This is a genomic window from Streptomyces sp. NPDC020490 (assembly GCF_044335305.1).
Lineage (GTDB): Bacteria > Actinomycetota > Actinomycetes > Streptomycetales > Streptomycetaceae > Streptomyces.
The window spans coordinates 133,873-160,549 of the sequence record NZ_JBIRUY010000001.1; the positions used below are offsets into that span (position 1 = coordinate 133,873).

Genomic DNA, 26,677 nt, shown 5'->3' on the forward strand with positions numbered 1-26,677 from the left:
GACGAGGAACGGCAGAATGACGACGACGGAGAGCCGCGCCGCCGCGGCCGTGAAGGTGAAGACCACGGCGGCTGAACCACGCCCGTTCCACATGGGCTTCGGCTACTGGTGGTGGGCGCTGCCGGCCATGCTGCTCATGCTGGCCTTCATCTACGCGACGACCGCGAGCGGAGCCTTCTACGCCTTCACCGACTGGTCGGGAATCGGTTCCTTCCATTTCGTCGGCCTGAAGAACTTCTCCAAGATCTTCCAGACCGAGGAACTCACCGGAGCGCTCGTCAACACGCTGCTCCTGGCGTTCGGCTTCCTGTTCTTCAGCAACGTGGTGGGGCTGCTGTTCGCACTGGCCCTCAACCGCGGCCTGAAGAGCCGGTTCGTCCTGCGGACCCTGCTTTTCATGCCCGTGGTGATCGCGCCGGTCGCGGTCTCGTACATCTGGAAGTTCATCTTCGCCTACGACGGCCCGCTGAACGACACGCTGCAGGCGGTCGGACTGAAGAGCCGGCGGCAGGACTGGCTGGCCGAGCCGAAGCTCGCGCTCGCGGCCGTCCTCATCGTCATGGTCTGGCAGAGCATCGGCTTCACGATGGTGATCTACCTGGCCGGCCTGGCGGGTGTGCCCGAGGAACTGGAGGAGGCCGCCGCCCTGGACGGGGCGGGTCCGCTGCGGCGGTTCCGGTCGGTGACGCTGCCGATCATCCAGCCGTCCGTCGCCATCGCGACGACGCTGTCGCTCATCCAGGGCCTGCGGATCTTCGACCAGGTGCTCGCGCTGACCGGTGGCGGCCCGTCGGGGGCCACGCAGACCCTGGCGACGGAGGTGTACCAGCACACGTTCGTCTTCGGCAACTTCGGTTTCGGCGCGGCCCTGGCCCTGATGCTGAGCGTCCTCATCCTCATCTTCACCGCCGTCCAGCAGTTCCTCACCCGCGACCGTCTCTAGACAGGACTCGAGCCGTGTTCCGCTATACGAAGAAGACGCTGGTCCTCGAGATCGCCACGCTCCTGGCGACGCTCGCGATGCTGATGCCCTTCTACTTCCTGATCTCCACCTCGCTGAAGACCCAGAGCCAGGTGCTCGGCACGTCGGCGCTGTCCTTCCCGACGAGCCCGACCTTCGAGAACTTCACCACACTGCTGTCGCCGTCCGGCGACGCCTCGTCGAGCATCTTCCAGGGGCTGTTCAGCAGCGTCCTCATCACGGCGGGGACCATCGTCGCCCTCATCGTGATCGGCGCGCCGGCGGCGTACGTCTTCGCGCGCAGCACCAGCCGCTGGAGCACCTACACCTTCTACCTCTTCACGATCGCGATTCTGCTGCCGACCCAGCTCGGTGTGGTGCCGCTGTACGTCGAGGCCCGCAACCTCGGGCTGGTGGGCACGCCGTTCGGGATGGTCGTGATCTACACGGGGATGCTGATCCCGCTCGCCGTCTTCCTCTACAGCGGGTTCGTCAGGCGGCTGCCGCGCGACTACGAGGAGGCCGCGACGGTCGACGGGGCGTCCCGGACCAGGGTCTTCGTGCAGGTGGTGTTCCCGCTGCTCGCCCCGGCGACGGGCACCGTCGCCATCCTGGCGGGGCTCATCGTGTGGAACGACTTCTTCACCGCGCTGATCTTCCTGAACGGCTCGGGATACCAGACGCTGCCGGTGGTCATGTACAACTACGTCGGCTCGCTGGTCTCGCAGTGGAACCTGATCTTCGCGGTCGTGATCATCTCCATGATCCCCATTCTCGTCTTCTACTTCTTCATGCAGAAGAAGTTCATCCAGGGCTACGCAGGCGGACTGAAAGGCTGACCCCCCGCATGATGTCCGAACAGATCATCGAACCCGGAACCCTGACGTTCCGCGGCGACCGGGTGCGCGTCTCCGTCCGCATGCCCTGGTACCGGGCACTGCCCCTGTCGTCGGTCGCCGGCGTCGGCTGGACCGTGGACGGGGCCGAGGTCCCGCAGGAGTCGATCACCTGGACCGTGGACGGCCGCACCCACCGGCTCGACGAACTGCCCGCCCGCCACGACCTGTGGTGGTACGTCCTCGACTCCGCGGAGATCGAGGGTGCGCTGCCGGCCCTCGCGGACCGGGACGAGCACGAGGTGAGCGTGACGCTGAGCCTCTACATCCCCTACATCACGACCGACCTCGGCGTCCTCAGGATCGAGGAGAGCGACACCAAGACGATGGCGGAGGCATGAACACTCTCGGCACGCCCGTCCAGGGCGTCACCCTGTACAGCTTCACCCGCGCCTTCCACGGGCGCCGCCACTCCTTCGAGGAACTGGTCCGGGAGGTCGCCCGGCGCGGCCTCGGGCCGGGCCTGGAACTGGTCGGCTTCCAGAGCATCAAGGGCTTCCCGGACGTCGACCCGGCGTTCGTGGACCGCTTCCGGTCCCTGACCGACGAGACGGGCCTGGTGCCGACCTGCCTCAGCGCGAACGCGGACTCGGGGCTGCGCCGCGACCGGATGCTCACCGACGACGAACTCGTCGACTACATGCGCCCCCAGATCGCCGTCGCCCGCGAGCTGGGCTTCCCCGTCGTGCGCGTGCAGATCTCGCTCACCCCCGACGACATGGAGCGGCTGCTCCCGGTGGCCGAACAGTACGGCGTGCGGCTCGGCCTGGAGATCCACTCCCACCAGCACCCCCGCCACCCCCGCATCCAGGCGCTGCTGGAACGCTACGAGAAGCTCGGCTCCCCGCTGCTCGGCTTCGTGCCCGACTGGGGCGCGTCGCTGCGGGCGGTGCCGTCCACGCTGCTGCGCAAGTACCGCGCGGCCGGATACCCCGAGGACCTGGTGCAGGGGCTCGAACGGCTGTGGCGCGAGCACCACGCCGAGGGCCCGCCGATGACCGAGCCCCAGCACGGGCGCTGGTTCCGGCAGGTCATGGAGCTGGCGCACCGCCACGGTGCCGGCGGACGGGCCATCGAGATGGCCGTCAACATCACCGGACTGTTCGGCCACGCCCCCGCCTCCGACTGGGCCGACGTGCTGCCCTGGACCGTCCACACCCACGGCAAGTTCTACGAGATCGACGCCGACGGCGACGAACCCTCCGTGCCCGTGCGGGAGTTGGTGGACCTCTGGGTCAGGAGCGGCTACTTGGGGGCGATCTCCAGCGAGTGGGAGGGCTTCCACTGGAACGACTGGGACGACCCCTTCGACGTCGTCGCCGGTGAGCAGGCCCTGGTCCGGGCGAGCGCCGAAGCGGCCGGCTCGCGCGTGATCGTCGATCCGGCCGAGGCCCGCGCCCTGGTGGGCCGGCCGGCAGAGAGGAACAACTAGATGTCCACCGATGACACCGTCCTGACCGACGACAGCCTGACCCGGCGCCCCGACGGCCTGGCCGTCGCCCTGAAGGTCCCCTGGTACCGCAGCCTGTGGCTGTCCAGCGTCAGCTCCATCGACGTGACGCTGGACGGCGAGCGCGTCCCCCGCGACGAACTCCGGGTCGAACTGGGCGGGCGGACCTACCGGGTGGACGAGCTGCCGGACCAGTGGGACACGCTCTGGTTCATCCAGGACCGTCTCCAGGTCGTGGTCCCGCGCGACGAGCCGCCGGGCGAGGGAAGCGAGGTCGAGGTCGAGGTGGCCGTCGAGCTGCGGCTGCTGTACATGCAGATCGCCCCCGAGAAGTACGTGACCAACCACGCGACCAACCGCCGTACGCTGACCGCGCGCTGAGAGGCCCCGATGACCACCCTCACCTCCCCCATCAAGCTCGGCCTCACGCTCTACTCGCTGACCAGTGAGTGGGCCGCGGGCCGCTACGACCTGCGCGGCCTGCTCGACGTGGTCGCCGAAGCCGGCATCGGGCCCGGCATCGAGATCGTCGCCTCGCAGACGATCCGCACCTACCCGCACGTCACCGATGAGTTCGTCCGCGAATGGCACGACGCCTTCGACCGGCACGGGTTCACCCCCAGCTCGTTCGGCGCCAACCTCGACATGGGCCGCCGCCGCGACCGCGACATGACGCTCGACGAGGAGTACGAGTTCACGGCCGCCCAGTTCCGCAGCGCGCGGGCGCTGGGCTTCCCGCTGGTGCGCATCCAGAGCGCCAAGCCGGAGCTCATCCGCCGGCTGATGCCGCTGGCCGAGGAACTCGACCTGACGCTCGGCTGGGAGATCCACGCCCCGCTCGGCCCCAACTCGCCGCAGGTCATGCGGATCCGCGAGCTGTACGACGAGATCGGCTCGCCGCGCCTGGGCTTCGTCGCCGACTTCAGCTCGACGATGCACTCGATGTCCCCGACGCTGCTGCGCGCGCTCACGAAGAAGGGCCTCGCCCCGGAGGACCTGACGCGGCTTCAGGAGATCTGGGCCAAGGACTCCGGCATCGACGAACGGCACGCCGAGTTCGTCGATTACCTGCACTCGCGCGGCATCGCGCCGGAGAGCCTCGGCTCGTTCGCCCGGCTCGCGTTCAACATGCACGGACACGTCGACCCGCGCGAGTGGTCCGACATCATGCCGCAGATCGTGCACGTCCACGCCAAGTTCTACGACATCGACGAGGCCGGCGACGAGCCCGCCATCGACTACCCGGCCATCGTCCGCGAGTTCGTGGCCGGCGGCTACACGGGCTTCTTCTCCAGCGAGTGGGAGGGCCACGCCTTCGCCGACCTGGACGAGGCCGACCCCGTCGATCTCGTGCGCAAGCAGCACGACCTCATCCGCCGCTCCGTCGCCAACGTCCTCACCGAAAACCGAGCCTGATCATGTACCAGCTGGCACCCAACATCGAACTCCTCTTCACCGAGGCGGGCCCGGACGCCGCCGACCGGGTGCGGGCCGCAGCCGCCGCCGGCTTCGACGCGGTGGAGATGTGGGGCACCTCCGACAAGGACGTGGCCTCGCTCGCCGCCGTCCTCAAGGAGACCGGGGTCGGCCTGACCTCCCTCCTCGCCGAGCCGCGGACCAACTTCACGCTGCCGGGAACCGACCTCGGGCCCTTCTTCACCGGCCTGGACCGGGCCGTCGAGAACGCCGGGCTGCTCGGCTGCCCGCGCGTCGTCCTCGGCTCGGGCATCGGCTTCCCCGGCGCGAAGCGCCCCCAGAACCTGGCCCGGCTCGTCGAGGTGTTCACCGAGGCCGTCGAGCGGACGCGCGGCTCGGGCGTGAAGCTCGTGCTCGAACCGGTCAACACGCGCTTCGACCACCCGGGCGCGCTGCTGGACCGCACGGCCGACGCCGTCCTGGTCGCGCGCGAGGTCGGCTCCGACTCCTTCGGCCTCCTCTACGACCTCTACCACTCGATCACCGAGGGGGAGGACCCCGCGGCGGAGCTGGCGAACGCGGCCGGCCTCGTCGACTACGTGCAGATAGCCGACGCCCCCGGACGCGGCGAGCCGGGCACCTGTGCGCACGTCCCGCGCCACCCGCTGCGGAGCCGGCGGGAACAGCACGGCCCGCGAAGGACCGGCCGGGCACGCGTGGTCCCTGACAGCCGCGGCGTGCCCGGCCTCTTGCCTGTCCCGCACCAGCGCTCTCGGGCGGGGGACAGCTCGCCGCGGGACATCCGGACCGGGACGGGGGCCGGAGCCCTTCCGGCCGGCAGCGGCGTGCGGCGCCCCGGCTGCTCGCGGTCGGCGAGGTGGTGCGAGGCGGCGCAGCGGGCTCCGCCGGCGCCGTCGGCGGCAGGGAGGCCGCCGGCGGCGAAGAGGAGTCGTCCGGCCGGTGCGGTCCTCGACCGGACATCCGTCGCGGCAACGCGGAAGCCGCCGGCGGCGAACCAGGATGGTTCACCGCCGGCGGCTTCCGCGTGTCGCTGCCGTCAGACGCGGGCGACGTTCAGCTCGTGCTGGAGGTACCAGCTGTTGAGCATGGCGAGTTCGGCCGGGTTGCCGCCGTGGTCGCTCTCGACCACGACCCAGCCCGGGTACTCCCGTCGGCGCAGCGCCGCGACGAACGCCTTGACGTCGACGAGGCCGCCCTCGGTGCCGAGTTCGAAGAACCAGCGCTCGATCCGGCGCCCGCCGCCGCCGCGCAGCATCGTGGTCTCGGCGCCCGGCATGCGGTACTCGTCGCCGAGGTCGGTGTAGCGGGTGTCCTTGAGGTGCACGTGGGTGACCCGTGCGTGCCGCTCCTCGTAGAACGCCACCGGGTCGACGCCGCCGATGGTCAGCTCGGCGGTGTCGAGCGCGAGGCCGACCAGCTCCGGGTCGGTCGCGTCGAGCAGCCGTCCCAGCTCGTCGGCCGTGTGCACGGCGCTCAGGCAGTCGTAGTGCAGGGCCAGCCCGACGCCCGCGGCGGCGGCCACCTTGCCGACCTCGTTCCAGACGTCCCCGATGACCGCGATGTCGTCGTAAGCGAGCGGGGGCTGCATCCACGCCGGTCCGACGGGGCGCACGACGAGCTGCTCGGCGCCGACGGCGGCCAGGAAGTCGACGAACGGCCGTGCCGACTCGACGATCGCGGCATGGTCGGCGGGGTTCCTGGTGGAGCGGAACGCCCAGCCCTCCTCCTCGACCGGCTGCCCGGGATCCCAGTACATGCCGGTCACGCCGTGCACCGAGCAGCCGCGCAGGAAGTCGAGGAATCCGGCGGGGCCGCCGTGGTTGAGCTCGATGATCTCGGGCCGCCCGAGGTTGTCCCACCGGCCGGAGCCCGCGGCCAGCTCCACGTGGTCGAAGCCGAGCACGGACAGCGTCTTCAGCGCCCGGCGCTGGTCCTCGTGCCGGACGAAGACGTCCATGCGGTGGTTCCACTGGTTCAGGGCGTAGGCCCAGCGCAGCGTGTCCCTCATCCCCGCACCTCCGCCTGTGCCTCGGCGAGCACGTTGTCGATGTACCACTTGGCGACGCAGGTGGCCTCGGCGTAGGTGTTGCCGCCCAGCTCGGCCTTGTCGTGCTCGACCGTCAGCCAGCCGTCGTACCCGGAGGCCACGATCTCCCGCATCAGCGCCGGGAAGTCGACGAGACCGCCCTCGGTGCCCATCTCGTAGAACCAGCGCGTCACGTCCGGGGCCATCAGCTCCGGGTCGGGCGGCGTCCGGTACGCCTCCTCGGTGTCCACGGTGTGGGTGTCCTTGAAGTGGAACCCGGTGCAGCGGTCGCGGTAGTCGCGGAACATCTGCAGGGGGTCGACGCCGGCGATCGTGTGCTGGGCGGTGTCGCAGAAGAAGTACACGTACTCCGGGTCGGTGTACTCGAAGAACAGGTCGAGCTGCGGGCGGGTGCGGATCGCCCCCCAGAACTCGAAGTGGCAGGTGGTCTTCATCCCGTGCTCGAGGGTCATCCGCCCGACCCGGTTCCACAGGTCGGCCATGATCTTGATCTTGTCGTCGGTGACCGGCTCGACCTGGAAGTACGTCGTCGTCGGCATGACGATGAAGTTCTCCACCGACAGGCCCTCCACGGCCCGTACGGTCGCCTCGCAGTCGGCGAAGATCCGGTCGTGCGTCTCGGGCACGTGCGGGGCCGTGTACTTCGTCGCGTACGGGTAGGCCGAGAAGATCCCGGTGATCTTGTCGAAGCCGTTGTCCTGGAGGAATTCCTCGAACTTCTTCACCGAGCCGTACATCCCCGCGAGCATCGGCAGGTAGAAGAAGAAGGTGTCGAACCCGCGGAATCCGAGGGCCGACAACTGCTTCACATAGCGGTCCATGTGGGCGCGGTTGAACGACGGGGGCTGCGGCCCCTGCGGCGTCTCGGTCACCCAGTGGTCCATGTAGGACCAGCGTTCCCAGGTCATGGTTCTCTGTCAGTCCCTCTTCTGTGCGAAGGCGGCGTCGAACGCGGCCTCGGGGGCGGCGAACAGCTTGCCGCGGACGAAGCGCAGCGCGTCGGGGGCGCCGACGAGGCGGTCCATGCCGGCGTCCTCCCACTCGACGGAGACCGGGCCGGCGTAGCCGATGCTGTTCAGGGCGCGGAAGCACTGCTCCCACGGCACGTCGCCGTGGCCGGTGGAGACGAAGTCCCAGCCGCGGCGCAGGTCGGCCCAGGCCAGGTGGGAGCCGAGGCGGCCGTTGCGGCCGCCGCCGGTGTTGAGCTTCACGTCCTTGCAGTCGACGTGGTAGATCCGGTCGGCGAAGTCCAGGATGAAGGCGACCGGGTCCAGGTCCTGCCACATCATGTGGCTGGGGTCCCAGTTCAGGCCGAACGCGGGGCGGTGGCCGACGGCCTCCAGCGTCCGCTTCGTCGTCCAGTAGTCGTAGGCGATCTCCGACGGGTGGACCTCGTGCGCGAAACGCACGCCGACCTCGTCGAAGACGTCGAGGATCGGGTTCCAGCGGTCGGCGAAGTCCTGGTAGCCGGCGTCGATCAGCTCCTGGGGGACGGGCGGGAACATCGCCACGTACTTCCAGATCGCCGAGCCGGTGAAGCCGACGACCGTGTCCACCCCGAGGCGGGCGGCGGTGCGGGCGGTGTTCTTCATCTCCTCGGCCGCCCGCTGCCGCACGCCCTCGGGGTCGCCGTCGCCCCAGACGGAGTCCGGGAGCATGGCCCGGTGCCGCTGGTCGATCGGGTCGTCGCAGACGGCCTGCCCCTTGAGGTGGTTGGAGATCGCGTAGACCTTCAGTCCGTACCTGTCGAGCACGGCGCGCTTCTCGTCGAGGTAGGCGTCGTCCACGGCGCCGCGGTTCGGGTCGAGGTGGTCGCCCCAGCAGGCGATCTCCAGGCCGTCGTACCCCCAGGAGGCGGCGATCCGGGCCACCTCCTCGAACGGCAGGTCGGCCCACTGGCCGGTGAACAGGGTGATCGGGCGCGACATCACTGGTCCTTGTCCGAGAGGTCCGAGAGGAGACGCCGGATGAGGGCGTGCTGGCGCCGGAGCTGGTCGGAGGTGCGTCCGACGCCGTAGTCGCCCTCGTATTCGCTGGACAGGTAGCCGGACCAGCCGCGGCGCACGAGGATCTCCAGGATCTCCGCCCAGGGGATGTAGTGGTCCTGGAGGTCGTCGTCGATCTCGTAGAACTTCGCCTGTACGTGGACCACGTGGTCCAGGACGTCCTCCAGGTCGGAGACCGGCACGACCGGCACCTCGGGCGGCTGGGCGCTTCCGTCGCCCAGCCGGCTCGCGGTGCCGCCACGGCGGTGGTGCATCCGCTTGTGGAACACGCCCGTGTCCATCAGCAGCCCGAAGTGTTCGGTGCCGGTGCGCTCGATGAAGGCGAGGTAGTCGTCGACCACCTTCGACTTGATGACCGACGGCCAGTGGATCTCCGGGCAGAGCACGATGTCCTTCTCCGCCGCCAGGTCCAGCACCCGCTCGGTCGCGGGCTCCCACACCGGGTCCGGTTCCAGGTCCGAGGTGACGACGCCCAGCTTGGGCCGGACGAACCGGAAACCGAGCGTCGCCGCCAGCCGGATGTCGGTCTCCAACTGCTCGGTGGCCTCGTCCACGGTCAGGGTGCGGCCCTTGAAACGCCGGGTGTCCACCCACGAGCCGTAGCACGTGGGCGTGAGCCCGAGCCGGTCGAGCCGGGCGAACCAGGCGTCGAGCCAGGCGGAGGGCGGGTTCGGATAGTCCTGGACGTGGGCCTCGCCGAGGATCTCCAGGCCGGTCGCGCCGAGGTCGGCGACGTCCTCGACGCAGTCGTCGAGGGTCATGGTCACGCCGTACTCGCTCGTGTAGCTGTACAGCGAGACGCCGTACCGCAGCAGGGGTTCCGTCATCGCGTGATCACCAGTCCGCGCTCCTCGGTCCAGACCGTCGGCTGGAGTTCTTCGGGGATGTACGACATGCGCAGCCGCAGTTCCGCGGCCACGGTGTGGAAGCCGGTCGACAGCGGCTCCGGACGCGGCACCACGAGGACCGCGGGGACGTCGACGGGCCACCGGGCGGTGTCGGAGGAGCTCAGCTCGGCGGCTGAGCAGGTGACACCGCCGATGCTCCAGCCGATGTCCTCCGGCGCGAAGCGCTCACCGTCCACGGTGACGGCGGCTCCTTCGATCAGGCTGGTCCACAGCCCCCGGTAGTACGGGTTGCGCAGCCGCACCTCGAAGCCGTCGCCGGCCGGACGGTTGCGGAACCCCCGGGTCTGGATCATCGGGACCTCCAGCATGGTCACCGCCTTTCTGTGGTCGCCGCCGTCCCGGCGTTCAGCCGGGCGGCGATGTCGCGGGCCCCGCCGATCGCCAGGGCCACCGACGTGAGGGTCGGGTTGCAGGCGATCGGGGTCGGGATGACGTTGTTTCCGGCCACGTACAGGCCGGACACCCCCCACACCTCGCTGTTGGGGCCGCACACGGAGGTGCCGTCGTCGGCGGGGCCCATCCGGGTCGTGCCCTGGTAGTGCAGTGACGCGCCGGGCGAGAGGGTCAGGGGTTCGTCGCCGATGAAGTCGCCGAGCGCCCGTGCCGCGCGCAGGACGGACTCGCGGGCCCGGACCAGGGTCTCCTGGTCGCGCGGGGTGAGCGTGTAGTGGATGCGCGGCTTCGGCATGCCGTAGTCGTCGGTCTCGGTGTCGTCGAACTCGACGCGGTCCGACGCCTGCAAATCCTTGCCGCAGAACCAGCCGAGTCCCACGATCGTGCCCGGCGCGGGCTCGTCCTCGCCGACCAGCGGAATGGGCGAGGCGTCGAGCTGCATGACCTGACCGTGGAAGGGCTCGTCGTCGGTGTACGGCACCCACGAGACGCCCGACTCCTCCGCGATCGCGCCGCCGTCGGGCCGGGAGGCCCGCGCGGCGTCGACGTCGCGCAGCCGCACGGCGAAGATCGTCTGCGGCTGGTCGTTGAGGTAGCGGCCCAGGGCGGGCGGGCGTACCCCGGAGGCGTACAGCACCTGCGGAGTGCGCAGCGCGTCGGCCGCGACGACGACGTGACGGGCGCGCACCTCGTGCTCGCCGCCGTCGGTCCGGTCCCGTACGAGCACGCCGACGGCCCGGCCGTCCTCGACGAGCACGCGGCGCACCTGAGCGTCGGCGAACAGCCGGAAGTTCGGGTTGTTCCTGGTCACGTCGCCGAAGACGACGTCGGACCCGCTCCAGGCGAGGGCCCCGTCGGCGCGGCGGCGGACGGCGAGCGGCATTGGCCGGATCCGCCGTTCCTCCTTCCGGCCGGCGTCGAACTCGGCGCTCAGCCGGGTGCGCACCTCATCGGCGAAGGGGGCGTCGTCGAACGGGTGGCGGTCGACGCCGAGGATCCGCTCCGCGTCGTCGAGCAGGGCGTCCAGGTCCGGCAGGAAGGAGATGCGCTCGGCGTCGCCGGGCCGCGGGCAGGCGGCGGTCCAGTGCGCGCCCATGCCGCCGACGTTGGTCGACATGGCCAGCGCGGGCAGGCCGTCCTCGCCGGGCTGCCGGTAGCCGTCGGGCAGCAGGTGCGTACCGGCGCGGACCACCCGGCGGTCGGGGTTGGGGTAGCTGCCGGAGGCGTCCTGGGTGTGCGGGTTCGCCCCCTCGGAGCGGCGCTGGGCGGTGAGCCGCGCCGCGGGGTCGGCGATGTTCTTCACGTGCAGGCCGGGCGGGTCGGTGAGCACGGGACCCGCCTCGAAGAGGGCGACCACGGCGTGTGGCGCCGTCTCGCTCAGGATGCGGGCGTACGCCGCGCCCGTGGGGCCGCTGCCGACGATCGCCACGTCGACGGCGTCCGGGAAGACTCTGGACATTCCACTCCATTCATCGACGGCATTCGTCGACGGCGTGCGGGACACGTGACCGGCCGGCCGGGAGGACCGCCCGGTGGCGTGTGCCGCCGCGCCGGTGCCTGTCGTCAGTTGATCTCCGCGGCCTCGTCGGCCCCGAGCGCGGTGCCGAGCGCGGTGCCGAGTGCGGTCGCGAGTTCGGCCGCGAGCGCTCCGGCGCCGCGCACCGCCAGGGCGACGCTGGTGAGCGTCGGATTGCAGGCGTTCGCCGTCGGGATGAGGCCGTTGCCGGCGAGCACCAGACCCGGCACGCCCCACACCCGCGACCAGGGGTCGCACACGGACGTGCCGTCGTCCGCCGGACCCATCCGCACCGTGCCCATGTAGTGCAGCGAACTGCCGGACGGCATCAGCACGGGCGTACCCGGCACGAACTCGCCCAGCGCGGCCGCGGCGCGCGCCTGCTGGACGCGGGCCCGGTCGAGCTCCGCGTGTTCCCGCTCGGTGAGCTCGTAGGCGATGCGGACGCTCGGCAGGCCGTCCTCGTCGGACCGCTCGTCGTCGAACAGGAGCCGGTCCTCGGGCCGCGGCCACTTGCGCACGCCCCAGCCCATGCCCACGTAGCCCGCGGGGTTGTCGCGATAGGGGCTGTCCTCCGGCAGCGGCACCGGGCAGACGGGCGAGTACATGATCTGCGCGTGGTACGGGTGCCGCTCCTCGTCGTACCGGACCGAGACCACGCCGCGGATCGGGTCCGTCGGCGTGGCGGCCTCCTCGGAGGGTGGCAGCACGCCGTCGCGGAGCGCCACCACACCGAAGATCAGCGGATGTTCGGTCAGATAGCGGCCGAGGGCCGGCGGCCGGACCCCCGACGCCCACAGCAGCCGGGGGCTGCGGATCGCGTCGGCCGCCACCACGACCGCGTCGGCGCCGACCTGCTCCTCCGCGCCGCTGAGCAGATCGCGGAGTACGGCTCCGACCACACGGTCGCCGTCACGGACCAGGCGCACGCACAGCGTGTCCGCCCGCAGCGTGAAGCGGGGGTCGTCGAAGAGGGGCGCGAGGACGACGTCGGGGCCGCCCCAGCGCAGGGTGCCGTCCGGGCGGGGGTCGGCCGCCACCGGCAGCGGGCCGACCTCGATCCCGTCCGGGGCGAACGTCTCGCCGACCCGGTCCAGGATCGCCGCGGCCTGCGGTGAGTCGCCGAAGGCGGCCTTGGTGACGTGCAGCAGCTCTTCGGCGGCTGTGACGTGCTCCTCCCACTCGGCCTCGTCGATGAACGGGATGCGTTCACCGCCCCGCGGCCGGGGTGTGGCGCAGGTCCAGTGCGCGCCCTGACCGCCCACGCAGGTGGCGACGGCCGCCGCGGGCATGCCCGGCGAGCCCTCGGCGGCACGGCCGATGAGGTGCGTGCCCTGGCGGGCGGTGATCGTTCCCTCGACGACGACCCCGGCCGGGATGCCGGACACGCCGTCCGCGCCGGCCCGGCCCTGCGACGCGAGCCGCGCGGTCGTCTGCTCCTCGGCCGACGGGAGGTTCTTCACGTTCATCCCCGGCGGCGAGGTCACCACGGGACCGGCGTCGACCATGAGGACGGAGACGCCGGGGACCTGCTCCAGCAGCAGCCGCGCGTAGGTGGCGCCTGTCGGCCCGCTGCCGATGATCAGGACGCTCGGATGGGTGGTCATGCACGCCTCCTCGGCGTTCGTTCCGGTTCTACGGTCGTCGCGGCTTGCGCGGGTCGACCCAGTGCGGCAGGTCCCACGGGCGGGCGAGCGCGTCACGGAGCCGCTGCGCCAGGTCGGCGGCCTCGGGCAGCGGCGCGGGCCGTCCGTCGGCGCGCCGGTACACACGGCAGGTGAGGGCGGGCGGGGCGCCGGACGGGAAGAGGTCCCGGCGGCCGACCTGGAACGTCGGCGAGCCCGGGAACCCCAGCCGCGCCGCCTCCTCGGGGGAGGTCACCTGGCGTTCGGCGACATGGACCTCGCCCCGGCCGAGCTCGGCGAGCGTCTCGCGGAGCAGGCCGGCGGCGCGCGCGTGCGTCGGGCAGCCCTCCCACCACAGCAGCTCCACGCGCCATTTGACGGAACAGCCCGCCGGAGAGGTCAGCGGCCGGGCCACCTCGCGGCCCGCCAGGACGTCGTCGAGCGCGTCGCGCAGCCACCGGGCGTTCTGGGCCGGGTCGTCGTGGTCGCCGTCGGGAGCGCCGTGGTAGCGGACCACGCCCGCGGGGTCGAGCACGAAGACCTCGGGAGTCGCCGTCGCCCCGAACGCCCGGGCGGCCGACTGCTCGGCGTCGCGCAGGAAGGGACCGGCGAGCTCCCCGGCGGCGACCCGCGCCCGCATCGCGACCGCGGAGTCCTGCGGGTGGCCGGTCTCGTCGTTGCTCACCACCTGGAGCACCGTGACGCCCCGTGCCGCGTAGTCGCGCGCGACCTGCTGCACGCGGTCGTGCCAGGCGAGGGCGAAGGGGCAGCCGTTCGCGGTGAAGACCACCACGGTCGCCGCCGAGTCCCGCGGCGTCAGCCGCACCAGGACCCCTTCGCTGTCCGGAAGCTCGAACAGCGGCGCGGCGTCGCCGACGGTCAGCCGCTCGTTCAGCCGCCCGTTCAGCCCTTCGTTCAGCACGGGGTGACCTCGACCCAGGTGTGCTTCTCGGCGGCCTCCAGCACGGCGGAGGTCACGTGGGCGGCACGCAGTCCGTCGGCGAAGGTGGGCAGGCCGTCGGGCGCGGCGCCGGACAGGGCGGCGTAGGTGTCGGCGACGAACGCGTCGAAGCAGTCCTGGTAGCCCTGCGGATGCCCGGCGGGGACGGTGACGTACCGGGCGGCCGCCGGTGATTCGCTGCTGCCGCGCATGAGCTGCCGGTTGACGTCCCGGCCGCCGATCCACAGCGTGTCGGGGTTCTCCTGGTCGAACGTCAGGCTCTCCGTCGCGCCGTCCACCGAGAACCACAGGCGGTTCTTGCGGCCCTGCGAGATCTGGCTGACGGTGACGTTGCCGACCGCCCCCAGGTCGGTCTCGAACATCACGACGGCGGCGTCCTCGGTCTCGACGCCGCGGCCGCCGCGTTCGGGCACGGCGGTCATCGTCTGCGCGGCGACCCGGACGATGCGGTGCCCGCTCACGAACTCCACCATGTCGCACCAGTGCACGCCGATGTCCGCGAAGGCACGGGACGGGCCGCCGGCGGCGGCGTCCACCCGCCAGTTGTCGTCGGTGTCGGCGGCGAGCCAGTCCTGGAGGTACGAACCGTGCAGCAGACGCACCGGCCCGGTGGCACCCGCCGCGACCCGGGCGCGGGCCTCCCGGACCGTGGGGTAGAAGCGGTAGACGAACGGCACGGTCGCCGTGACACCGGCCTCGGCGGCGAGAACCACGAGTTCCTCCGCCTCGGCCGGATTCACGGCCAGCGGCTTCTCGCACACGACGTGCTTGCCGGCGGCGATGGCCGCCCGGGCCAGCGGGGCGTGCGTGGCGTTCGGTGTGCAGATGTGCACCACGTCGATGCCGTCGTCGGCCAGGAGTTCCTCGACGGTTCCCGCGACGATCTCCGGACGCAGATCTTCGGCGGCTCTTCGGGAGGATTCCGGCCCGGAACCGACGGCGCGCACGACGACACCGCCCGTCCGACGGATGGCACGTGCGTGCACCTTACCCATGAATCCGACACCGACGATGCCGGCACGGACGCGATCGACCACCAGAGACCTCCACAGGAGTAGCCGTGGCTTCCAGCCACGCAGGCTCATACTTCTGTAGAAAATCGGAGGAAATCAACGCGGCTCATGCCTAAGAAAGCTGATGTTGTACATAGGTGGGAGTGATGACGTCGACTTCCGTCCGCTGTCGGCGGAAGGAAGGTGGTGTGAGCGCTGTGCGGGCTGCTCAGCCGCAGTTCAGCAGCCCGGCGGCAGCCTTCGCGGCGAGGACGCGGTGCACGCTGTCGGCGACGCCGGAGCGGAACGCGGCGTCGGTCTGCATGCGGGAGCTGACCGCCTGGGCCATCGCGGGAACGGTGGACGGCTTCACGGTGAGGACCAGGTCGCCGCCCGCCGCGAGGAAGCCGGTCGCGCGCTGGGCCGGCGTGTAGGACCGGACGGCGACGGCCTGCCCGAGGTCGTCCGAGATGACGACGCCCTTGAAGCCGAGCTGGGTGCGCAGCAGCTTGCGGACGACGGTGGGGGAGAACGCCGCGATGTGATTCGGGTCGATCTTGGTGTAGGTGGCCAGGGAGATCATCACGAGCGGCGAGCCGGCCTGGATCCCGGACTTGAACGGCGTGAGGTAGGAACTGGTGGTGGTCGTCACCGAGTCGACGACGTTCGCGGTGGTGTCGGTGTTGCCGATGACCCGGCCCAGTCCGGGGAAGTGCTTGAGCGTGGTCATCACGCCGGCCTGCTTGGACCCGACCGCGAACGCCTTGCTGTGCGAGGCGACGACATCGGGTGTGTGGCCGTACTCGCGGTAGTAGCGCCCGATGGGTTGGTTGCGCGTGCCGAGACTGGCCGGCACCACGTCCGCGACAGGCGCGAGATTGAGGTCCACCCCGGCCGACTTCAGCTGGCCCGCCCAGCCCGCGGCCCGGCTGCGCAGCGTGGAGGTCGACCAGCCGCCCTGGGTCAGCGCGTCCGGCATGGTGGAGAATCCGGGACCGCTCAGCACCTGCACCTGGCCGCCCTCCTGGTCGGTGGCGACCAGGAGACCCACCCGCTTGCCGGAGACCGTGTCCGCCTGGCCGCGGATGCCGTCCACCACGTTGCGCGTGGCCGTGACGCCGGCGCTGCTGCGCCCGGTCAGCATGACCGAGCCCACGTGCTGGTCACGGAGCGTACGCAGGTCGGTGGCGCTGGGGCTGCTCGCGGACACCCCGCCCATGAACAACTGGCCCATGCGCTGCGCCTGGGTCATGTCGTTGTACACGCTGTCGGCGCAGGAGGCCGCGGCGACGGCGGGATCGGCCGCCGGGTGCAGGGCCTGCGCCCGGGCGCCGGGTACGCCGCAGACGGTCGCGGCCAGCATCATGCTCACGAGCGGGACCCCCGCACGCAGGGCCGCCGAACGGCCCGCTCCGGGGAGGCGAAGACGACTCATGAAGGGCGCTCCTGTCTCGCGAGGACGCGGTCCGCTGCCCTTCTCACGGTACGCCGCACCGTCCGGCTGTCGAGCCCACCCGGCCCGGGCCCTGGTGACAGGCGTTCTACCGCACCGCGAGCCTGACGAACGCCGCCCACTCCGCACGGGCGATCCGCAGAACCGGCTTAACACCGGTGGCCTTCGAGTCCCGTACGTACACCGCGCCGGGCCCGACGGCCACCTCCACGCAGTCGCCGCCGCTCGTCCCGCTGTAGCTGCTCTTGAACCAGTCCAGTCCAGCGGTCTCAGCAGTGTGCTGGTCGGTGCTCATAGCTCCCCTGCCATGCGCTCGATGAGACGAGAGGACTCCTCGGTGTTGAGGGCCTGCGTGCGCAGCATCCCATACCGCAACCAGAACTCGCTGACCTCATTCTCACCGGACCTGACGGTCACTACGTCCTGAGCCTCGACGTAGACGTACCGCCTCCGGTCTTTCGACTCGAGCAACACCATGGGCCCGTTGAGCCCGCTGTGGGCCCCCCGGGAGGTCGGCATGACCTGAAGCTCGACGTTGCGCATCCGTGAGCATGCCAGCACGGCTTCCCACTGCGCACGCATGACTGCCTTACCGCCCACCACTCGTCGGAAGGCGTCTTCCTCCACGATGAACACGAAGACCGCAGGCGGGTTCTTGCGGACCAGCAGAGCCTGCCGGGCCAGACGGGCGGCCACGCGCTGTTCGATGACCTCCTCGTCCAGCGGCGGGAAGTGCGCTTCGAGCAGCGCCTGCGCGTAAGCCTCCGTCTGCAAGAGCCCAGGCACAAGCAAGGGGTCGTACGAGAACCTGCTGAGCGCCTCCGCCTCCAGTAGTGCGACGCTGCGGAAGAAGCGTGGCAACTTTGCCCGATCCACCTCGTCCTGAAGGGCGAACAGAACCCCGCCCGCCCCCAGCGCCCGTTCCGCCGCCGCGGTGAACGTGGCCTTCGCCGGTCGTCGTCCCTGCTCCACCGAGGCGACCTGCTCCAGCGAGTAGCCGATGGCATCCCCGAGCTGCTGCTGGTTCAACCCGGCCCGCTTGCGCAGATACTGCAGGAGCACGCCGTACGCCGACCACACCCCCGGCAGGTCCGGCGCTTCCTCCCCGGCCTTCGGCGCCCGGCCGCTCCGCCCGTCCCGTACCGCCTTCACACGCTCACGCCCTTCCGCCCCGAACCGCACCCCGCAGGCCACCGGGCCATGCTCAACCGGGCCGGGAACAAAAGGGACACGAGCGGAACCCGTACAACACCCGTACAGCGACCTCGGTACTGGTGGGCTTGCGTATTCGACTGTCGCCAGGGGCATCCGGTTGGATGAGCACGTGACCGTCCATGACGTAGCTCGTCAGCTCCCCTCCATCGCGGATCTGCGGAACCTGTGCCGCTCACTGGCGATGCTCGATGCGATCCTGAGCCCGGACTGGGAGGGCCGGTACTACTCGTTCCATGCCGGCTGGGCCGACGGCGAGGAGATGGCCTCGATGCGCAACGGGTCGGGGGATGAGTATTCCATCGTGTTCTCGGCGGCCGGGGCCTATGTCCGCGGCTTCGATCACGAAGCACCGATGAGCCCGTACGGCAACGATGGCGAGCCCTGGCCGGGCGTGATCGACGATGTCCCGGAGGTCTTCAGGCCCTTCGTCGAAGAGCCGGCGTTCACCGACGAGGACGACGTTCCCGTCGTGACGGCCTGCCTGTGGCGCGGGGCGACGGACGATCGGTGGCGGCACGGCGTGATCGACTTCCCCGCCGGGTGTTCCGACCCCGACGGGGCAACGCGTCTGTTCGCGCTCCTGGTCGACCGTTCGCCGGAAGCGTTCCAGCGCTTCGCCGAGGACTACTACGAGGTTCCCGTGGACCTGGAGGCGGTGTGCGAGGTGTATGCCTTGCGGCCGCTGAGCCAGAAGCTCGTGTCATCGCTGAACTCGGAGGTCACCCTCGCAGACCTGGCCGAGGACATCGCCGAGATCGGTTACCCGCAGCCGGCCCGAAACGCGATCTGAGCTTCATCTCCCGGGGCCGTACAAGCAGCCGTACAACCAACACCATTGCCTGCCGCCCGCCCCGTACGTCAGGGCGGCCGTACGGTCGTCGTACCTGGTCAGCGGAGTGCTCGCCCGCTCAACTGACCTCGTGACACAACATCAGCTCACCGGCGGGACACGGACCCACCTGACCCTGCGTTTCAGCAGCACGAGGCGCCGAGCGCGCCTCGCCCGCCAACTCGCCGTGCAGCAGTTCACCGAGTGGACGGGCCTCCCGTACGACTCCGACCCCGCCCGAACCGTCGCCCTCGTCACCGCCGAACTCGCGGCGAACGCGATCCGCCACGGCAGCCTCCCCGGCCGCGACTTCCGGCTGACGCTGCTCCAACTGCCCCAGAGCTTCCGGATCGAGGTGACCGACACCCGCCCGGAGCGCTGCCCCGGCCGCACCACCGGCGACCCCGTGTCGCCCGACGCGCCCTCGGGACGCGGACTGCTGCTGGTGGAGGCGTACGCCGAACGCTGGGGCTGGGAGCGCCGGGACGCGTACACGAAAACCGTCTGGGCCACGGTGGCTCTCCGGCCGCCGACCGCGCGCGACGAGGATCACAGTGCACCCGTGCACCACTATGCGCCTCCATGTGGCGGTATGTCGCACATGCCCGGCGGGCAGTGACTCAGGCGTAACTCGACACCTCACGAGAGGAACCACTGCGCATGAGCCGCCTCATGACCCGCCCCGCCGCCCTCGCCGCATCCGCCGCACTGCTGACCGGCGGCCTGCTGGCAGCGGCTACGCCCGCGGCCACCGCCGCCGCACCCGCGAAGTACTCGCAGGCCGCCGCCGAGCGGCAGTTGAAGCGGGCGGGAGTCACCTGGGTCTCCTCGGGCGGGTGCAGCAACCGGAACAACAGCAGGTGCACCTCCTTCGAGAAGATCAACAAGAGCACCGTCGCCGGCGTCATCGACTTCAAGAAGGCGAGTCGGTGCGCGGTGACACTTACCGCCGGCACCGAGAGGGGCCACGCCTCCGGGACGTACAGCCACTGGAACGGCTACAAGGTCGACATCAAGCTGACCTCGTGCGTGAACTCGTACATCACGCACAAGTTCCGCTACGTCGGCACCCGCGGTGACGGTGCCAAGCAGTACAAGTCGTCGTCGGGGAACGTCTACGCCCGCGAGGGCTCGCACTGGGACGTCACCTACTACCGAGGCACCCGCTGACGGTGGCCGGTGGCGGGATCTGACACCACGGTCCCGCCACCGGCGCGCGGCCCCGAAATCCCGTCGAGTTCCGCCCGGGCCGCGTCTACCCTTCCGGCATGGCCCACGGGAAAACCTCTTACGTCTGCCTGCCCTGCCGGGCCGCGTACAAGCAGCCCTACGACCCCGACGGCAGGGACAGGCAGCGGGTCTGCCCCCGCTGCGCGCAGCCGCTGATCCACGTGGGCTCCGCCTTCGCACCGCCCCGCCGCCGGGACACCGCGGCCTGGCGGACGCTGTCGGTGCTGCTGCACGCGGGCATCCGCTTCCACAAGAGCTGCTGCGGCGGCCCCGGTTACCGTCCCCGCACCTTGTCCGAGGTCCGCGAGCGGATGACGTACGCCCGCCGCAGCGGCGAGCCCTTCGCGACCGCGCTCGTACGGTACGAGGTGCCCTGACCCGGACGTCAGCCCTCCAGCCGGACCGGCATCAGGATCGAGAAGGTGTGTGCGTCGTCGGGGCGGCGGACGGCGATCGGGGCCGTGGGGGCGCTGAGCTCCAGGAGGAGCTTGTCGCGGGCTCCGGAGGCGAGGGCGTCCAGCAGGAACTCCCGGTTGACGCCGACGTTGTCCTCGCTGTCGTCGCCGTCCTCGCACACCGTCACCGTGCCGTCGTCCGCCACCCTGACCACGCTGACGTCGTACGACGGCCCGCCGTCCCGCTCGCGCGACTCGCTCGGGCGGACCGGGCCGGTGCGCAGGGCCTCCCGGAAGGCCGCCGTGCCGACGAGGGCCCGGCGGCCTTCCGGCAGCCGCACCAGGCGACGGTAGTCGGGGAAGTCGTGGTCGAGGCACTGGCCGGCGGTCTGACCGTCGCTCGACTCCAGCGACACCCGGCCACCGTCCACGGCCAGCCGCACCGCTGCCTCACCCTGGAGCAGCGCCCGCATCGCGTCGACGAGGGGCAGGGGAACGACGGTCTGCACGCGGGAGCCGTCGTACCCGGTGGCGGCGGCGCGCGCCACGGCCATCCGGTAGCGGTCGGTCGCCACCAGGCTCAGTGCCTCGCCCTCGATGTCGAACAGAACACCGGCGAGCATCGGCAACTCAGGGTCCGAACCGGCCGCGAAGCGGACCGAGTCCAGTGCGGCGGCCAGTTCCGGCGCGGGGACGGTCAGGTGGACGGCGGTGGCGCCGGGCGACGAGGTCATGGGGTTCTCCCTGTGGTCGAGTAGGGCTCGGAGTGTGGAGAACTCACCGCGGGCGTCGGCCAGGCCCTGTTCCAGTCGGCGCAGGTGCGCTTGCAGGAGCCCGCGCACCAGGTCCGCGTCCGCGCTGGACCAGCCCGCCAGCACCAGCCGGATGTCCGCCAGGGGCATGCCGGCCCGGCGCAGTCGGGCCAGCAGCCGGGCTTCCTCCAGTTGCCCGGGCGCGTACCAGCGGTAGCCGCTGACCGGGTCCACCCGTGCGGGGACCAGCACACCGGCCCGGTCGTAGAACCGCAGCGCGCTCACGCTCAGTCCACTGTCCCGGGCCATCTCCCCGATGCTGCGCATCTCGCTCTCCACACTCGAACCCTGAGCCCTCGACAAGGTCGAGGGTCAAACTGACGGACCGTCGCGAGCGAGTGAGCTAAAACGGTTTAGCTGTGCAAAATCCCTTTCTGATAAGTCAGTAGTGGCGTCAGAGCTGTTGACCTCTGAACCGGATCAGTGCTTCCATCGGCTCCGCGTCCGCGTCATGGACGGGCCGCACTCACGGCTGTGAGCCGGCGGTCCGGGCGCTGCTCCCACAGGACATCCGGAGGTATCCGTGGCTCTGCCCCCCAGAAGCTCGGACAACGTTGTCAGGCCGGTGTGCCGGACGACGGCGGCACCTCCCGGGAGCGGCGATGGCCGTGTGAGCCGTGGCGCGGACCGCGGCGGAGTCCGCAGTACCGGGATCAACTCTCCCGCCCACTCCGTCCGTTGCACAGCGGGCCTCCCACGGGATCACGCGGCGCACACGGCCGTCGCGTCCCGCTGAGGCGGCCCGCCCCCGATCGTCCACGCGTGGGGTGTTCAACGGGACCCGCCCCACGCTCCCCACACACCATCGGGAGACACGATGAGAGATCGTCGCTCGACCGCGAGGAGCCGCTGGGCCGCGGGTGTTCTCGCCCTACTGCTGGGCCTGGTCGGCGCCCTGCTCGTGCCGGGCGCGGTGTCGGCCGCGCAGCTGACCCCGCAGTCGGCCGCGCAGGGGACGTCCGTCTCCGCGCAGACCGCCGCGGCCGCAGCCGCGCTGCCCGCCCGGCTGCGCGGAGTCAACCGCTCCGGTACCGAGTTCATGTGCGTGCAGAACAGGGGCATCTTCGACGGCCCCTCCGACGCCGCCTCGATCCAGGCCATCGCGAGCTGGCGGGCCAACACCGTCCGGGTGCCGCTCAACGAGGACTGCTGGCTCGGCATCAACGGCGTCAACTCCGCCTACAGCGGGACTAATTACCGCACCGCCATCTCCGGCTTCGTCTCCCGGCTCCGCGCGGCCGGCCTGTACGTCATCCTCGAACTGCACTGGAGCAGCGGCGTCTACACCGGCTCCGGCTCCAACTGCTCGACGTACGCCTCGCAGTGCCAGAAGCCCATGCCCGACAACGACCACGCCCCGGCCTTCTGGAAGTCGGTGGCCGGCACCTTCAAGAGCGACCAGGGGGTGCTCTTCGACCTGTTCAACGAGCCCTTCCCGAACATGGTGATGTCCGACTACAACGCGTCGTGGAAGTGCTGGCGCGACGGCGGCTCGGCGTGCACCGGCTTCAGCTACACGGTCGCGGGCATGCAGAGCCTCGTGAACGCCGTGCGGTCCACCGGGGCCACCAACTACGTGATGGTCGGCGGCATCAGCTTCTCCAACGACCTGTCGCAGTGGCTGACCTACGCGCCCTCGGACTCCGCCGGGAAGCTCGCGGCGTCCTGGCACTCGTACAACTTCAACTACTGCAACTCACAGAGCTGCTGGGACTCCCAGATCGCGCCGGTCGCCGCCAAGTACCCGCTGGTGGTCGGTGAGATCGGCGAGAACGACTGCGCCCACGGCTACATCGACACCCTGATGAACTGGCTGGACGCCCGCAGCCTCAGCTACCTGGGCTGGACCTGGAACACCTGGGACTGCAGTTCCGGCCCGTCGCTCATCAGCGACTACAGCGGCACCCCGACCGCCTACGGGCAGGGACTGAAGAACCGCCTCGCCTCCGGCTGACCGGAGCGCGAGTTGGGGGGGCCGTGCCGGATCACCGGCGCGGCCCCGGCGCCCGGCGAGAGGGTGCGAGAGGGCCACGGCTCCGCGTCGACGACGACGGGGCCGTGGCCCTCTGACGTTCCGTCATCCATGCCTGGGCGGCTGCATGTTCGGGCGGAGGGAGGGGAGGGGCGGTGTGTGGGGCGTTCCCGCGTGGCCGGGGGTGTTCTCGTAGCCCAGGGCGCGGGAGAGTTCCAGGGCGCAGCGGGCGGTGGTCCGTCCGGCCGCGTCGAGCCGCTGCCCCATCCGGCCTTTGGGGGCGCCCATGTTGATCGCCGCGATCACGCGTCCGTGGTGGTCACGGACCGGTGCGGAGACGCCGACGAGTCCGGCTTCGAATTCCTCGTCCGCCATGGCGTAGCCGCGGGAGCGGATGGCCTGGATCTCCTCCAGCAGGTCGTCGATGGTACGGATGCGCTGGCTGGCGGGCAGGCCGGTGAACTGATCCTCGGGGAACCACGCGCGCAGCACCGGCTCTTCCCAGTCGGACACCAGGACCCGGCCGGCCGAGGTCTGCAGCGCGGGCACCATGACGCCCTCCCACCCCAGGCTGCGGAAGGCGTGCGTGGACGACTCGCTGACCAGGGTCAGGACGCCGTTGCCGCGCAGCACGCAGAGGTGGACGGTCTCGTAGATCTGTGCGACGAGCCGGCGCAGGAAGGGCTTGGCGACGTACGCCAGCCTGGCCTCGCCGGTGCGGGCGGCCAGGGCGTAGAACCGCCAGCCGATCCGGTACGCCTGGGTGTCGGGATCCCGGTCCACGAGGCCTTCCTCCGCGAGGTTGGCCAGAGCGCGGGAGACCTGGCTCTTCTCACGCCCGGCGAGCTCCGCGATCCGGGTCACCCCCAGACCGCCGTGGGTGTGGGCTTCCTGGCCTGCGAGGACTTCGAGGAGATCGGTGTCCCGGCGCAGCCCTGACGTCGGACGTGCCACGGTAAACCCCTTTCTGTTGCGTGCTCGGCAACTCTAGTTGTCCAGCATGTTACGCGCCCCTACCGTTCAGGCCACCGATCGGCGCCCGCCCCCGAGGCGCCCGGGTCCGGAGGGAAAATGGATCGGTTTGTCGAGTACGTCGGAAGGCACGCCGACGACCTGTGGCAGCAGGGGCTGGAGCATGCCGTCGTGGTCGGCACGGCGATCGCCGTCGCCACGGTGATCGGTGTCGCACTGGGGGTCGCCACCTGGGACCGGCCCGCGGCCCGTACCGCCGCTGTGGCGACGACGGGAACCTTCCTCACCATCCCCAGCTTCGCGCTGCTCGGCCTGCTCATCCCGCTGCTCGGACTGGGCTGGACGCCGACCGTGGTGGCCCTGGTCGTGTACGCGCTGCTGCCCATCACACGCAACACCATCGTGGGCCTGCGGGAGGTCAGCCCGGCGATCCTGGAAGCGGCGCGGGGCACCGGGATGGGCCCCGCGCGCAGGCTGCTGGGCGTGCAGCTGCCGCTGGCCTGGCCGGTGATCCTCACCGGTGTGCGGATCTCCACCCAGCTCACCGTCGGTATCGCGGCCATCGCCGCCTATGTCGCGGGCCCCGGCCTGGGCAACGAGATCTTCGACGGTCTCTCGCGCCTCGGCTCCAGGAACGCCATCAACCAGGCGCTCGCCGGCACCCTCGGCGTCGTCGTCCTGGCGCTGCTGTTCGACCTGTTCTTCTTCGCCGTCCGGCGACTGACCACCCCGAGGGGGCTCCGTGTCTGACCACGTCTCGCCGACCGCGACCATCGCGGCGACGGCCGGCTCCGGCGAGGACACCGCCGCACGACACGGTGCGCGGATCGAACTCACCGATGTCACCAAGATCTACCCGGGCCAGGAGGAACCTGCCGTGGAGTCCTTCTCCATGGTGATCCCGGCCGGCGAACTGGTCTGCTTCGTCGGGCCCTCCGGGTGCGGCAAGACGACCACCATGAAGATGGTCAACCGGCTGATCGAGCCGAGCGGCGGCCGCATCACCATGGACGGCGAGGACCTGCTCTCCCTCGACCCGCACGACCTGCGCCGCCGCGTCGGCTACGTGATCCAGCAGATCGGTCTCTTCCCGCACATGAGCATCGCGGACAACGTGGGCCTGGTCCCCCGGATGCTCGGATGGAACAAGCGCCGGACCGCCGACCGTGTCGACGAGCTGCTGAACGTCGTCGGGCTCGAACCGGGCCGCTTCCGCTCCCGCTACCCGCGCCAGCTCTCCGGCGGTCAGCAGCAGCGCGTCGGCGTCGCCCGCGCGCTCGCCGCCGATCCCCCGGTGATGCTGATGGACGAGCCGTTCGGCGCCACCGACCCGATCACCCGGGAGCGGCTGCAGAACGAGTTCCTGGCACTGCAGCGGCGGATGCGCAAGACGATCATCTTCGTCACCCATGACTTCGAGGAGGCACTCCGCCTCGGCGACCGGATCGCCGTGCTGGGGGAGCGGTCCCGGATCGTGCAGTACGACACGCCCGAACGCATCCTCGCCGCGCCCGCCGACGACTACGTCCGCTCCTTCATCGGCGGACAGGCCGCGATCAAGCGGCTGGGCCTGATCCGGGCCGGTGACCTGGACCTGCTGCCCGCGGGCTCCGGCGCGCTGCCCTCCGTCGCCGCCGACGCCACCCTGCGCGACGCCCTCGACGCGATCGTGGCGCACCGCGCGCACCGGATCGCCGTGCTCGACGCCGACGGTTCCGTCCGCGGCGAGCTGGACCTCGACACGCTCGCGGCGGCGGCGGAGACCGGAGGTGCGCGGTGACCGCGGTCACGACCGGCGCCCGTGCCTCCTCCCGGGCGGGAGCGGGACTGGTGCGCGGCCTGCGGAGCGGCATCGCCACCCCGGCCGTCGTCGCGGTGGCCCTGCTGGCCGACTACCTCTGGGTGCGCTCGCTCCAGCTCGACAGCATCGAACGACGCACCCTCAACAGCGACTACCTGGTCAGCAAGACCACCGAGCACCTCACGCTCACCGTCGTCGCCACCGTGCTGATCATGGTGATCGCCGTACCGCTGGGCATCCTGATCAGCCGGGTCCGCGCCCGGTGGATCCCGCCCCTGGTGCTGGGCCTGGCCAACATCGGGCAGGCCACTCCGGCCATCGGCGTGCTGGTCCTGCTGACCATCGTGTACGGGCCCGGTTTCGGCATCGCCATGACCAGCCTGGTCGCCTACTCGGCACTGCCCGTACTGCGCAACACGCTGATCGGCATCCAGCAGGTGGACCGCTCGCTGATCGAGGCGGCCCGCGGCATGGGCATGAAGCCGGTACAGATCCTGCTGCGCATCGAACTCCCGCTCGCCGTCCCGGTGGTGCTGGCGGGCCTGCGCACCGCGCTGGTGTTCTGCGTGGGCGTCGCCACTCTCGCCACCTTCGTCAACGCCGGCGGACTCGGGGACATCATCGTCAACGGGATCAAGCTGGACCGCGACCCCGTCCTGATCACCGGAAGCGTCGTCACCGCCTCCATCGCGCTGCTCGTCGACTGGACCGGCGGCCTGGCCGAGAAGGTCCTCAAGCCGAAGGGCGTCTGACCGCCGTCCGACGGCGTCCGTCCGGCCCCTGCGTCTCCCTCTCCGTCTCCCTCT

At 70.8% G+C, this 26,677-nt stretch carries 28 protein-coding genes and 1 pseudogene; 15 read left to right on the plus strand and 14 right to left on the minus strand.

What is annotated here, in order from left to right; all coding sequences use genetic code 11:
* Positions 1-16: 16 nt before the first annotated feature.
* The 7 genes and pseudogenes from ACH4ZX_RS00620 to ACH4ZX_RS00650 form a co-directional block, all read left to right on the plus strand.
* On the plus strand, positions 17-943 hold the full coding sequence (locus tag ACH4ZX_RS00620) for a carbohydrate ABC transporter permease (protein ID WP_398265232.1): 927 nt from the start codon (positions 17-19) through the stop codon (positions 941-943).
* A gap of 14 nt (positions 944-957) precedes the next feature.
* Entirely contained in the window at positions 958-1,800 is an 843-nt protein-coding gene (locus tag ACH4ZX_RS00625) for a carbohydrate ABC transporter permease (RefSeq protein WP_398265235.1), read from the plus strand.
* Positions 1,801-1,811: 11 nt separating this feature from the next.
* The gene (locus ACH4ZX_RS00630; RefSeq protein WP_398265238.1) at positions 1,812-2,198 is read left to right on the plus strand and encodes a DUF6379 domain-containing protein; all 387 of its coding nucleotides are present in this window, start codon (positions 1,812-1,814) and stop codon (positions 2,196-2,198) included.
* Complete coding sequence (locus ACH4ZX_RS00635) at positions 2,195-3,289, plus strand: sugar phosphate isomerase/epimerase family protein (RefSeq protein WP_398265241.1); 1,095 nt, start codon at positions 2,195-2,197, stop codon at positions 3,287-3,289. The genes ACH4ZX_RS00630 and ACH4ZX_RS00635 overlap by 4 nt, the downstream gene beginning before the upstream one ends.
* Positions 3,290-3,688 (plus strand): DUF6379 domain-containing protein, encoded by a 399-nt coding sequence (locus tag ACH4ZX_RS00640; RefSeq protein WP_398265244.1) that lies wholly within the window; start codon positions 3,290-3,292, stop codon positions 3,686-3,688.
* A gap of 9 nt (positions 3,689-3,697) precedes the next feature.
* Entirely contained in the window at positions 3,698-4,723 is a 1,026-nt protein-coding gene (locus ACH4ZX_RS00645) for a sugar phosphate isomerase/epimerase family protein (RefSeq protein ID WP_398265247.1), read from the plus strand.
* A gap of 2 nt (positions 4,724-4,725) precedes the next feature.
* Positions 4,726-5,352, plus strand: a pseudogene (locus ACH4ZX_RS00650) (TIM barrel protein); the annotation flags it as partial.
* Between the two features lie 428 nt (positions 5,353-5,780).
* Here the strand turns inward: ACH4ZX_RS00650 and ACH4ZX_RS00655 are convergent.
* From ACH4ZX_RS00655 to ACH4ZX_RS00710, 12 genes are all read right to left on the minus strand, one after another.
* Entirely contained in the window at positions 5,781-6,752 is a 972-nt protein-coding gene (locus ACH4ZX_RS00655) for a sugar phosphate isomerase/epimerase family protein (protein ID WP_398265250.1), read from the minus strand.
* Positions 6,749-7,699 (minus strand): sugar phosphate isomerase/epimerase family protein, encoded by a 951-nt coding sequence (locus ACH4ZX_RS00660; RefSeq protein WP_398265253.1) that lies wholly within the window; start codon positions 7,697-7,699, stop codon positions 6,749-6,751. Before ACH4ZX_RS00660 ends, ACH4ZX_RS00655 begins: the two co-directional genes overlap by 4 nt.
* 9 nt (positions 7,700-7,708) lie before the next feature.
* Entirely contained in the window at positions 7,709-8,719 is a 1,011-nt protein-coding gene (locus tag ACH4ZX_RS00665; RefSeq protein ID WP_398265256.1) for a sugar phosphate isomerase/epimerase family protein, read from the minus strand.
* Complete coding sequence (locus ACH4ZX_RS00670; protein ID WP_398265259.1) at positions 8,719-9,624, minus strand: sugar phosphate isomerase/epimerase family protein; 906 nt, start codon at positions 9,622-9,624, stop codon at positions 8,719-8,721. Before ACH4ZX_RS00670 ends, ACH4ZX_RS00665 begins: the two co-directional genes overlap by 1 nt.
* Positions 9,621-10,013 (minus strand): DUF6379 domain-containing protein, encoded by a 393-nt coding sequence (locus ACH4ZX_RS00675; protein WP_398266638.1) that lies wholly within the window; start codon positions 10,011-10,013, stop codon positions 9,621-9,623. The genes ACH4ZX_RS00670 and ACH4ZX_RS00675 overlap by 4 nt, the downstream gene beginning before the upstream one ends.
* Positions 10,014-10,015: 2 nt before the next feature.
* Positions 10,016-11,557: a GMC oxidoreductase gene (locus ACH4ZX_RS00680; RefSeq protein WP_398265262.1), complete on the minus strand. Its 1,542-nt coding sequence runs from the start codon at positions 11,555-11,557 to the stop codon at positions 10,016-10,018.
* A 104-nt stretch (positions 11,558-11,661) separates the two neighbouring features.
* Positions 11,662-13,221 (minus strand): GMC oxidoreductase, encoded by a 1,560-nt coding sequence (locus tag ACH4ZX_RS00685; protein WP_398265265.1) that lies wholly within the window; start codon positions 13,219-13,221, stop codon positions 11,662-11,664.
* 28 nt (positions 13,222-13,249) lie between these two features.
* Complete coding sequence (locus ACH4ZX_RS00690) at positions 13,250-14,161, minus strand: redoxin domain-containing protein (RefSeq protein WP_398265268.1); 912 nt, start codon at positions 14,159-14,161, stop codon at positions 13,250-13,252.
* Positions 14,155-15,237, minus strand: coding sequence for a Gfo/Idh/MocA family protein (locus ACH4ZX_RS00695; RefSeq protein WP_398265271.1), 1,083 nt, complete (start codon positions 15,235-15,237; stop codon positions 14,155-14,157). Before ACH4ZX_RS00695 ends, ACH4ZX_RS00690 begins: the two co-directional genes overlap by 7 nt.
* Positions 15,238-15,421: 184 nt before the next feature.
* Positions 15,422-16,627, minus strand: coding sequence for a glycoside hydrolase family 3 N-terminal domain-containing protein (locus tag ACH4ZX_RS00700; RefSeq protein ID WP_398265274.1), 1,206 nt, complete (start codon positions 16,625-16,627; stop codon positions 15,422-15,424).
* A 106-nt stretch (positions 16,628-16,733) separates the two neighbouring features.
* Positions 16,734-16,940, minus strand: a complete 207-nt coding sequence (locus ACH4ZX_RS00705; protein ID WP_398265277.1) for a DUF397 domain-containing protein — start codon at positions 16,938-16,940, stop codon at positions 16,734-16,736.
* On the minus strand, positions 16,937-17,797 hold the full coding sequence (locus ACH4ZX_RS00710; RefSeq protein WP_398265280.1) for a helix-turn-helix transcriptional regulator: 861 nt from the start codon (positions 17,795-17,797) through the stop codon (positions 16,937-16,939). Before ACH4ZX_RS00710 ends, ACH4ZX_RS00705 begins: the two co-directional genes overlap by 4 nt.
* Positions 17,798-17,969: 172 nt before the next feature.
* On the opposite strand from ACH4ZX_RS00710, the gene ACH4ZX_RS00715 reads away from it, so the two are divergent.
* The 4 genes from ACH4ZX_RS00715 to ACH4ZX_RS00730 all read left to right on the plus strand — a co-directional run bounded on the left by ACH4ZX_RS00715 (position 17,970) and on the right by ACH4ZX_RS00730 (position 20,296).
* Positions 17,970-18,650: a hypothetical protein gene (locus ACH4ZX_RS00715; protein WP_398265283.1), complete on the plus strand. Its 681-nt coding sequence runs from the start codon at positions 17,970-17,972 to the stop codon at positions 18,648-18,650.
* Between the two features lie 130 nt (positions 18,651-18,780).
* The gene (locus tag ACH4ZX_RS00720) at positions 18,781-19,308 is read left to right on the plus strand and encodes an ATP-binding protein (protein WP_398265286.1); all 528 of its coding nucleotides are present in this window, start codon (positions 18,781-18,783) and stop codon (positions 19,306-19,308) included.
* A 41-nt stretch (positions 19,309-19,349) separates the two neighbouring features.
* Entirely contained in the window at positions 19,350-19,859 is a 510-nt protein-coding gene (locus tag ACH4ZX_RS00725; protein ID WP_398265289.1) for a hypothetical protein, read from the plus strand.
* Between the two features lie 98 nt (positions 19,860-19,957).
* On the plus strand, positions 19,958-20,296 hold the full coding sequence (locus ACH4ZX_RS00730) for a deoxyxylulose-5-phosphate synthase (protein ID WP_398265292.1): 339 nt from the start codon (positions 19,958-19,960) through the stop codon (positions 20,294-20,296).
* A gap of 8 nt (positions 20,297-20,304) precedes the next feature.
* On the opposite strand, the gene ACH4ZX_RS00735 is transcribed toward ACH4ZX_RS00730, so the two are convergent.
* Positions 20,305-21,393 (minus strand): MerR family transcriptional regulator, encoded by a 1,089-nt coding sequence (locus ACH4ZX_RS00735; protein WP_398265295.1) that lies wholly within the window; start codon positions 21,391-21,393, stop codon positions 20,305-20,307.
* Positions 21,394-21,943: 550 nt separating this feature from the next.
* Here ACH4ZX_RS00735 and ACH4ZX_RS00740 point away from each other — a divergent pair.
* Entirely contained in the window at positions 21,944-23,080 is a 1,137-nt protein-coding gene (locus tag ACH4ZX_RS00740; protein WP_398265298.1) for a glycoside hydrolase family 5 protein, read from the plus strand.
* A 123-nt stretch (positions 23,081-23,203) separates the two neighbouring features.
* Here the strand turns inward: ACH4ZX_RS00740 and ACH4ZX_RS00745 are convergent, their stop codons facing one another.
* Entirely contained in the window at positions 23,204-24,052 is an 849-nt protein-coding gene (locus tag ACH4ZX_RS00745) for an IclR family transcriptional regulator (protein ID WP_398265302.1), read from the minus strand.
* A 117-nt stretch (positions 24,053-24,169) separates the two neighbouring features.
* On the opposite strand from ACH4ZX_RS00745, the gene ACH4ZX_RS00750 reads away from it, so the two are divergent.
* The 3 genes from ACH4ZX_RS00750 to ACH4ZX_RS00760 are packed head-to-tail and all read left to right on the plus strand — an operon-like array spanning position 24,170 to position 26,623.
* Positions 24,170-24,820 (plus strand): ABC transporter permease, encoded by a 651-nt coding sequence (locus tag ACH4ZX_RS00750; protein ID WP_398265305.1) that lies wholly within the window; start codon positions 24,170-24,172, stop codon positions 24,818-24,820.
* Positions 24,813-25,850 (plus strand): ABC transporter ATP-binding protein, encoded by a 1,038-nt coding sequence (locus ACH4ZX_RS00755; RefSeq protein WP_398265308.1) that lies wholly within the window; start codon positions 24,813-24,815, stop codon positions 25,848-25,850. Before ACH4ZX_RS00750 ends, ACH4ZX_RS00755 begins: the two co-directional genes overlap by 8 nt.
* A complete protein-coding gene (locus ACH4ZX_RS00760) occupies positions 25,847-26,623 on the plus strand; it encodes an ABC transporter permease (RefSeq protein WP_398265311.1) in 777 nt (258 codons plus the stop codon). Before ACH4ZX_RS00755 ends, ACH4ZX_RS00760 begins: the two co-directional genes overlap by 4 nt.
* Positions 26,624-26,677: the final 54 nt, after the last annotated feature.

Excerpts from the sequence above, each read along its gene's own strand:
- ACH4ZX_RS00700 (WP_398265274.1), bottom strand. The coding sequence starts at position 16,627 with ATGAGTCGTCTTCGCCTCCCCGGAGCGGGCCGTTCGGCGGCCCTGCGT.
- ACH4ZX_RS00620 (WP_398265232.1), top strand. The coding sequence starts at position 17 with ATGACGACGACGGAGAGCCGCGCCGCCGCGGCCGTGAAGGTGAAGACC.
- ACH4ZX_RS00730 (WP_398265292.1), top strand. The coding sequence starts at position 19,958 with ATGGCCCACGGGAAAACCTCTTACGTCTGCCTGCCCTGCCGGGCCGCG.
- ACH4ZX_RS00635 (WP_398265241.1), top strand. The coding sequence starts at position 2,195 with ATGAACACTCTCGGCACGCCCGTCCAGGGCGTCACCCTGTACAGCTTC.
- ACH4ZX_RS00705 (WP_398265277.1), bottom strand. The coding sequence starts at position 16,940 with ATGAGCACCGACCAGCACACTGCTGAGACCGCTGGACTGGACTGGTTC.
- ACH4ZX_RS00735 (WP_398265295.1), bottom strand. The coding sequence starts at position 21,393 with ATGCGCAGCATCGGGGAGATGGCCCGGGACAGTGGACTGAGCGTGAGC.
- ACH4ZX_RS00680 (WP_398265262.1), bottom strand. The coding sequence starts at position 11,557 with ATGTCCAGAGTCTTCCCGGACGCCGTCGACGTGGCGATCGTCGGCAGC.
- ACH4ZX_RS00665 (WP_398265256.1), bottom strand. The coding sequence starts at position 8,719 with ATGTCGCGCCCGATCACCCTGTTCACCGGCCAGTGGGCCGACCTGCCG.
- ACH4ZX_RS00630 (WP_398265238.1), top strand. The coding sequence starts at position 1,812 with ATGTCCGAACAGATCATCGAACCCGGAACCCTGACGTTCCGCGGCGAC.
- ACH4ZX_RS00725 (WP_398265289.1), top strand. The coding sequence starts at position 19,350 with ATGAGCCGCCTCATGACCCGCCCCGCCGCCCTCGCCGCATCCGCCGCA.
- ACH4ZX_RS00670 (WP_398265259.1), bottom strand. The coding sequence starts at position 9,624 with ATGACGGAACCCCTGCTGCGGTACGGCGTCTCGCTGTACAGCTACACG.
- ACH4ZX_RS00675 (WP_398266638.1), bottom strand. The coding sequence starts at position 10,013 with ATGCTGGAGGTCCCGATGATCCAGACCCGGGGGTTCCGCAACCGTCCG.
- ACH4ZX_RS00640 (WP_398265244.1), top strand. The coding sequence starts at position 3,290 with ATGTCCACCGATGACACCGTCCTGACCGACGACAGCCTGACCCGGCGC.
- ACH4ZX_RS00655 (WP_398265250.1), bottom strand. The coding sequence starts at position 6,752 with ATGAGGGACACGCTGCGCTGGGCCTACGCCCTGAACCAGTGGAACCAC.
- ACH4ZX_RS00685 (WP_398265265.1), bottom strand. The coding sequence starts at position 13,221 with ATGACCACCCATCCGAGCGTCCTGATCATCGGCAGCGGGCCGACAGGC.
- ACH4ZX_RS00750 (WP_398265305.1), top strand. The coding sequence starts at position 24,170 with ATGGATCGGTTTGTCGAGTACGTCGGAAGGCACGCCGACGACCTGTGG.
- ACH4ZX_RS00645 (WP_398265247.1), top strand. The coding sequence starts at position 3,698 with ATGACCACCCTCACCTCCCCCATCAAGCTCGGCCTCACGCTCTACTCG.
- ACH4ZX_RS00660 (WP_398265253.1), bottom strand. The coding sequence starts at position 7,699 with ATGACCTGGGAACGCTGGTCCTACATGGACCACTGGGTGACCGAGACG.
- ACH4ZX_RS00740 (WP_398265298.1), top strand. The coding sequence starts at position 21,944 with ATGAGAGATCGTCGCTCGACCGCGAGGAGCCGCTGGGCCGCGGGTGTT.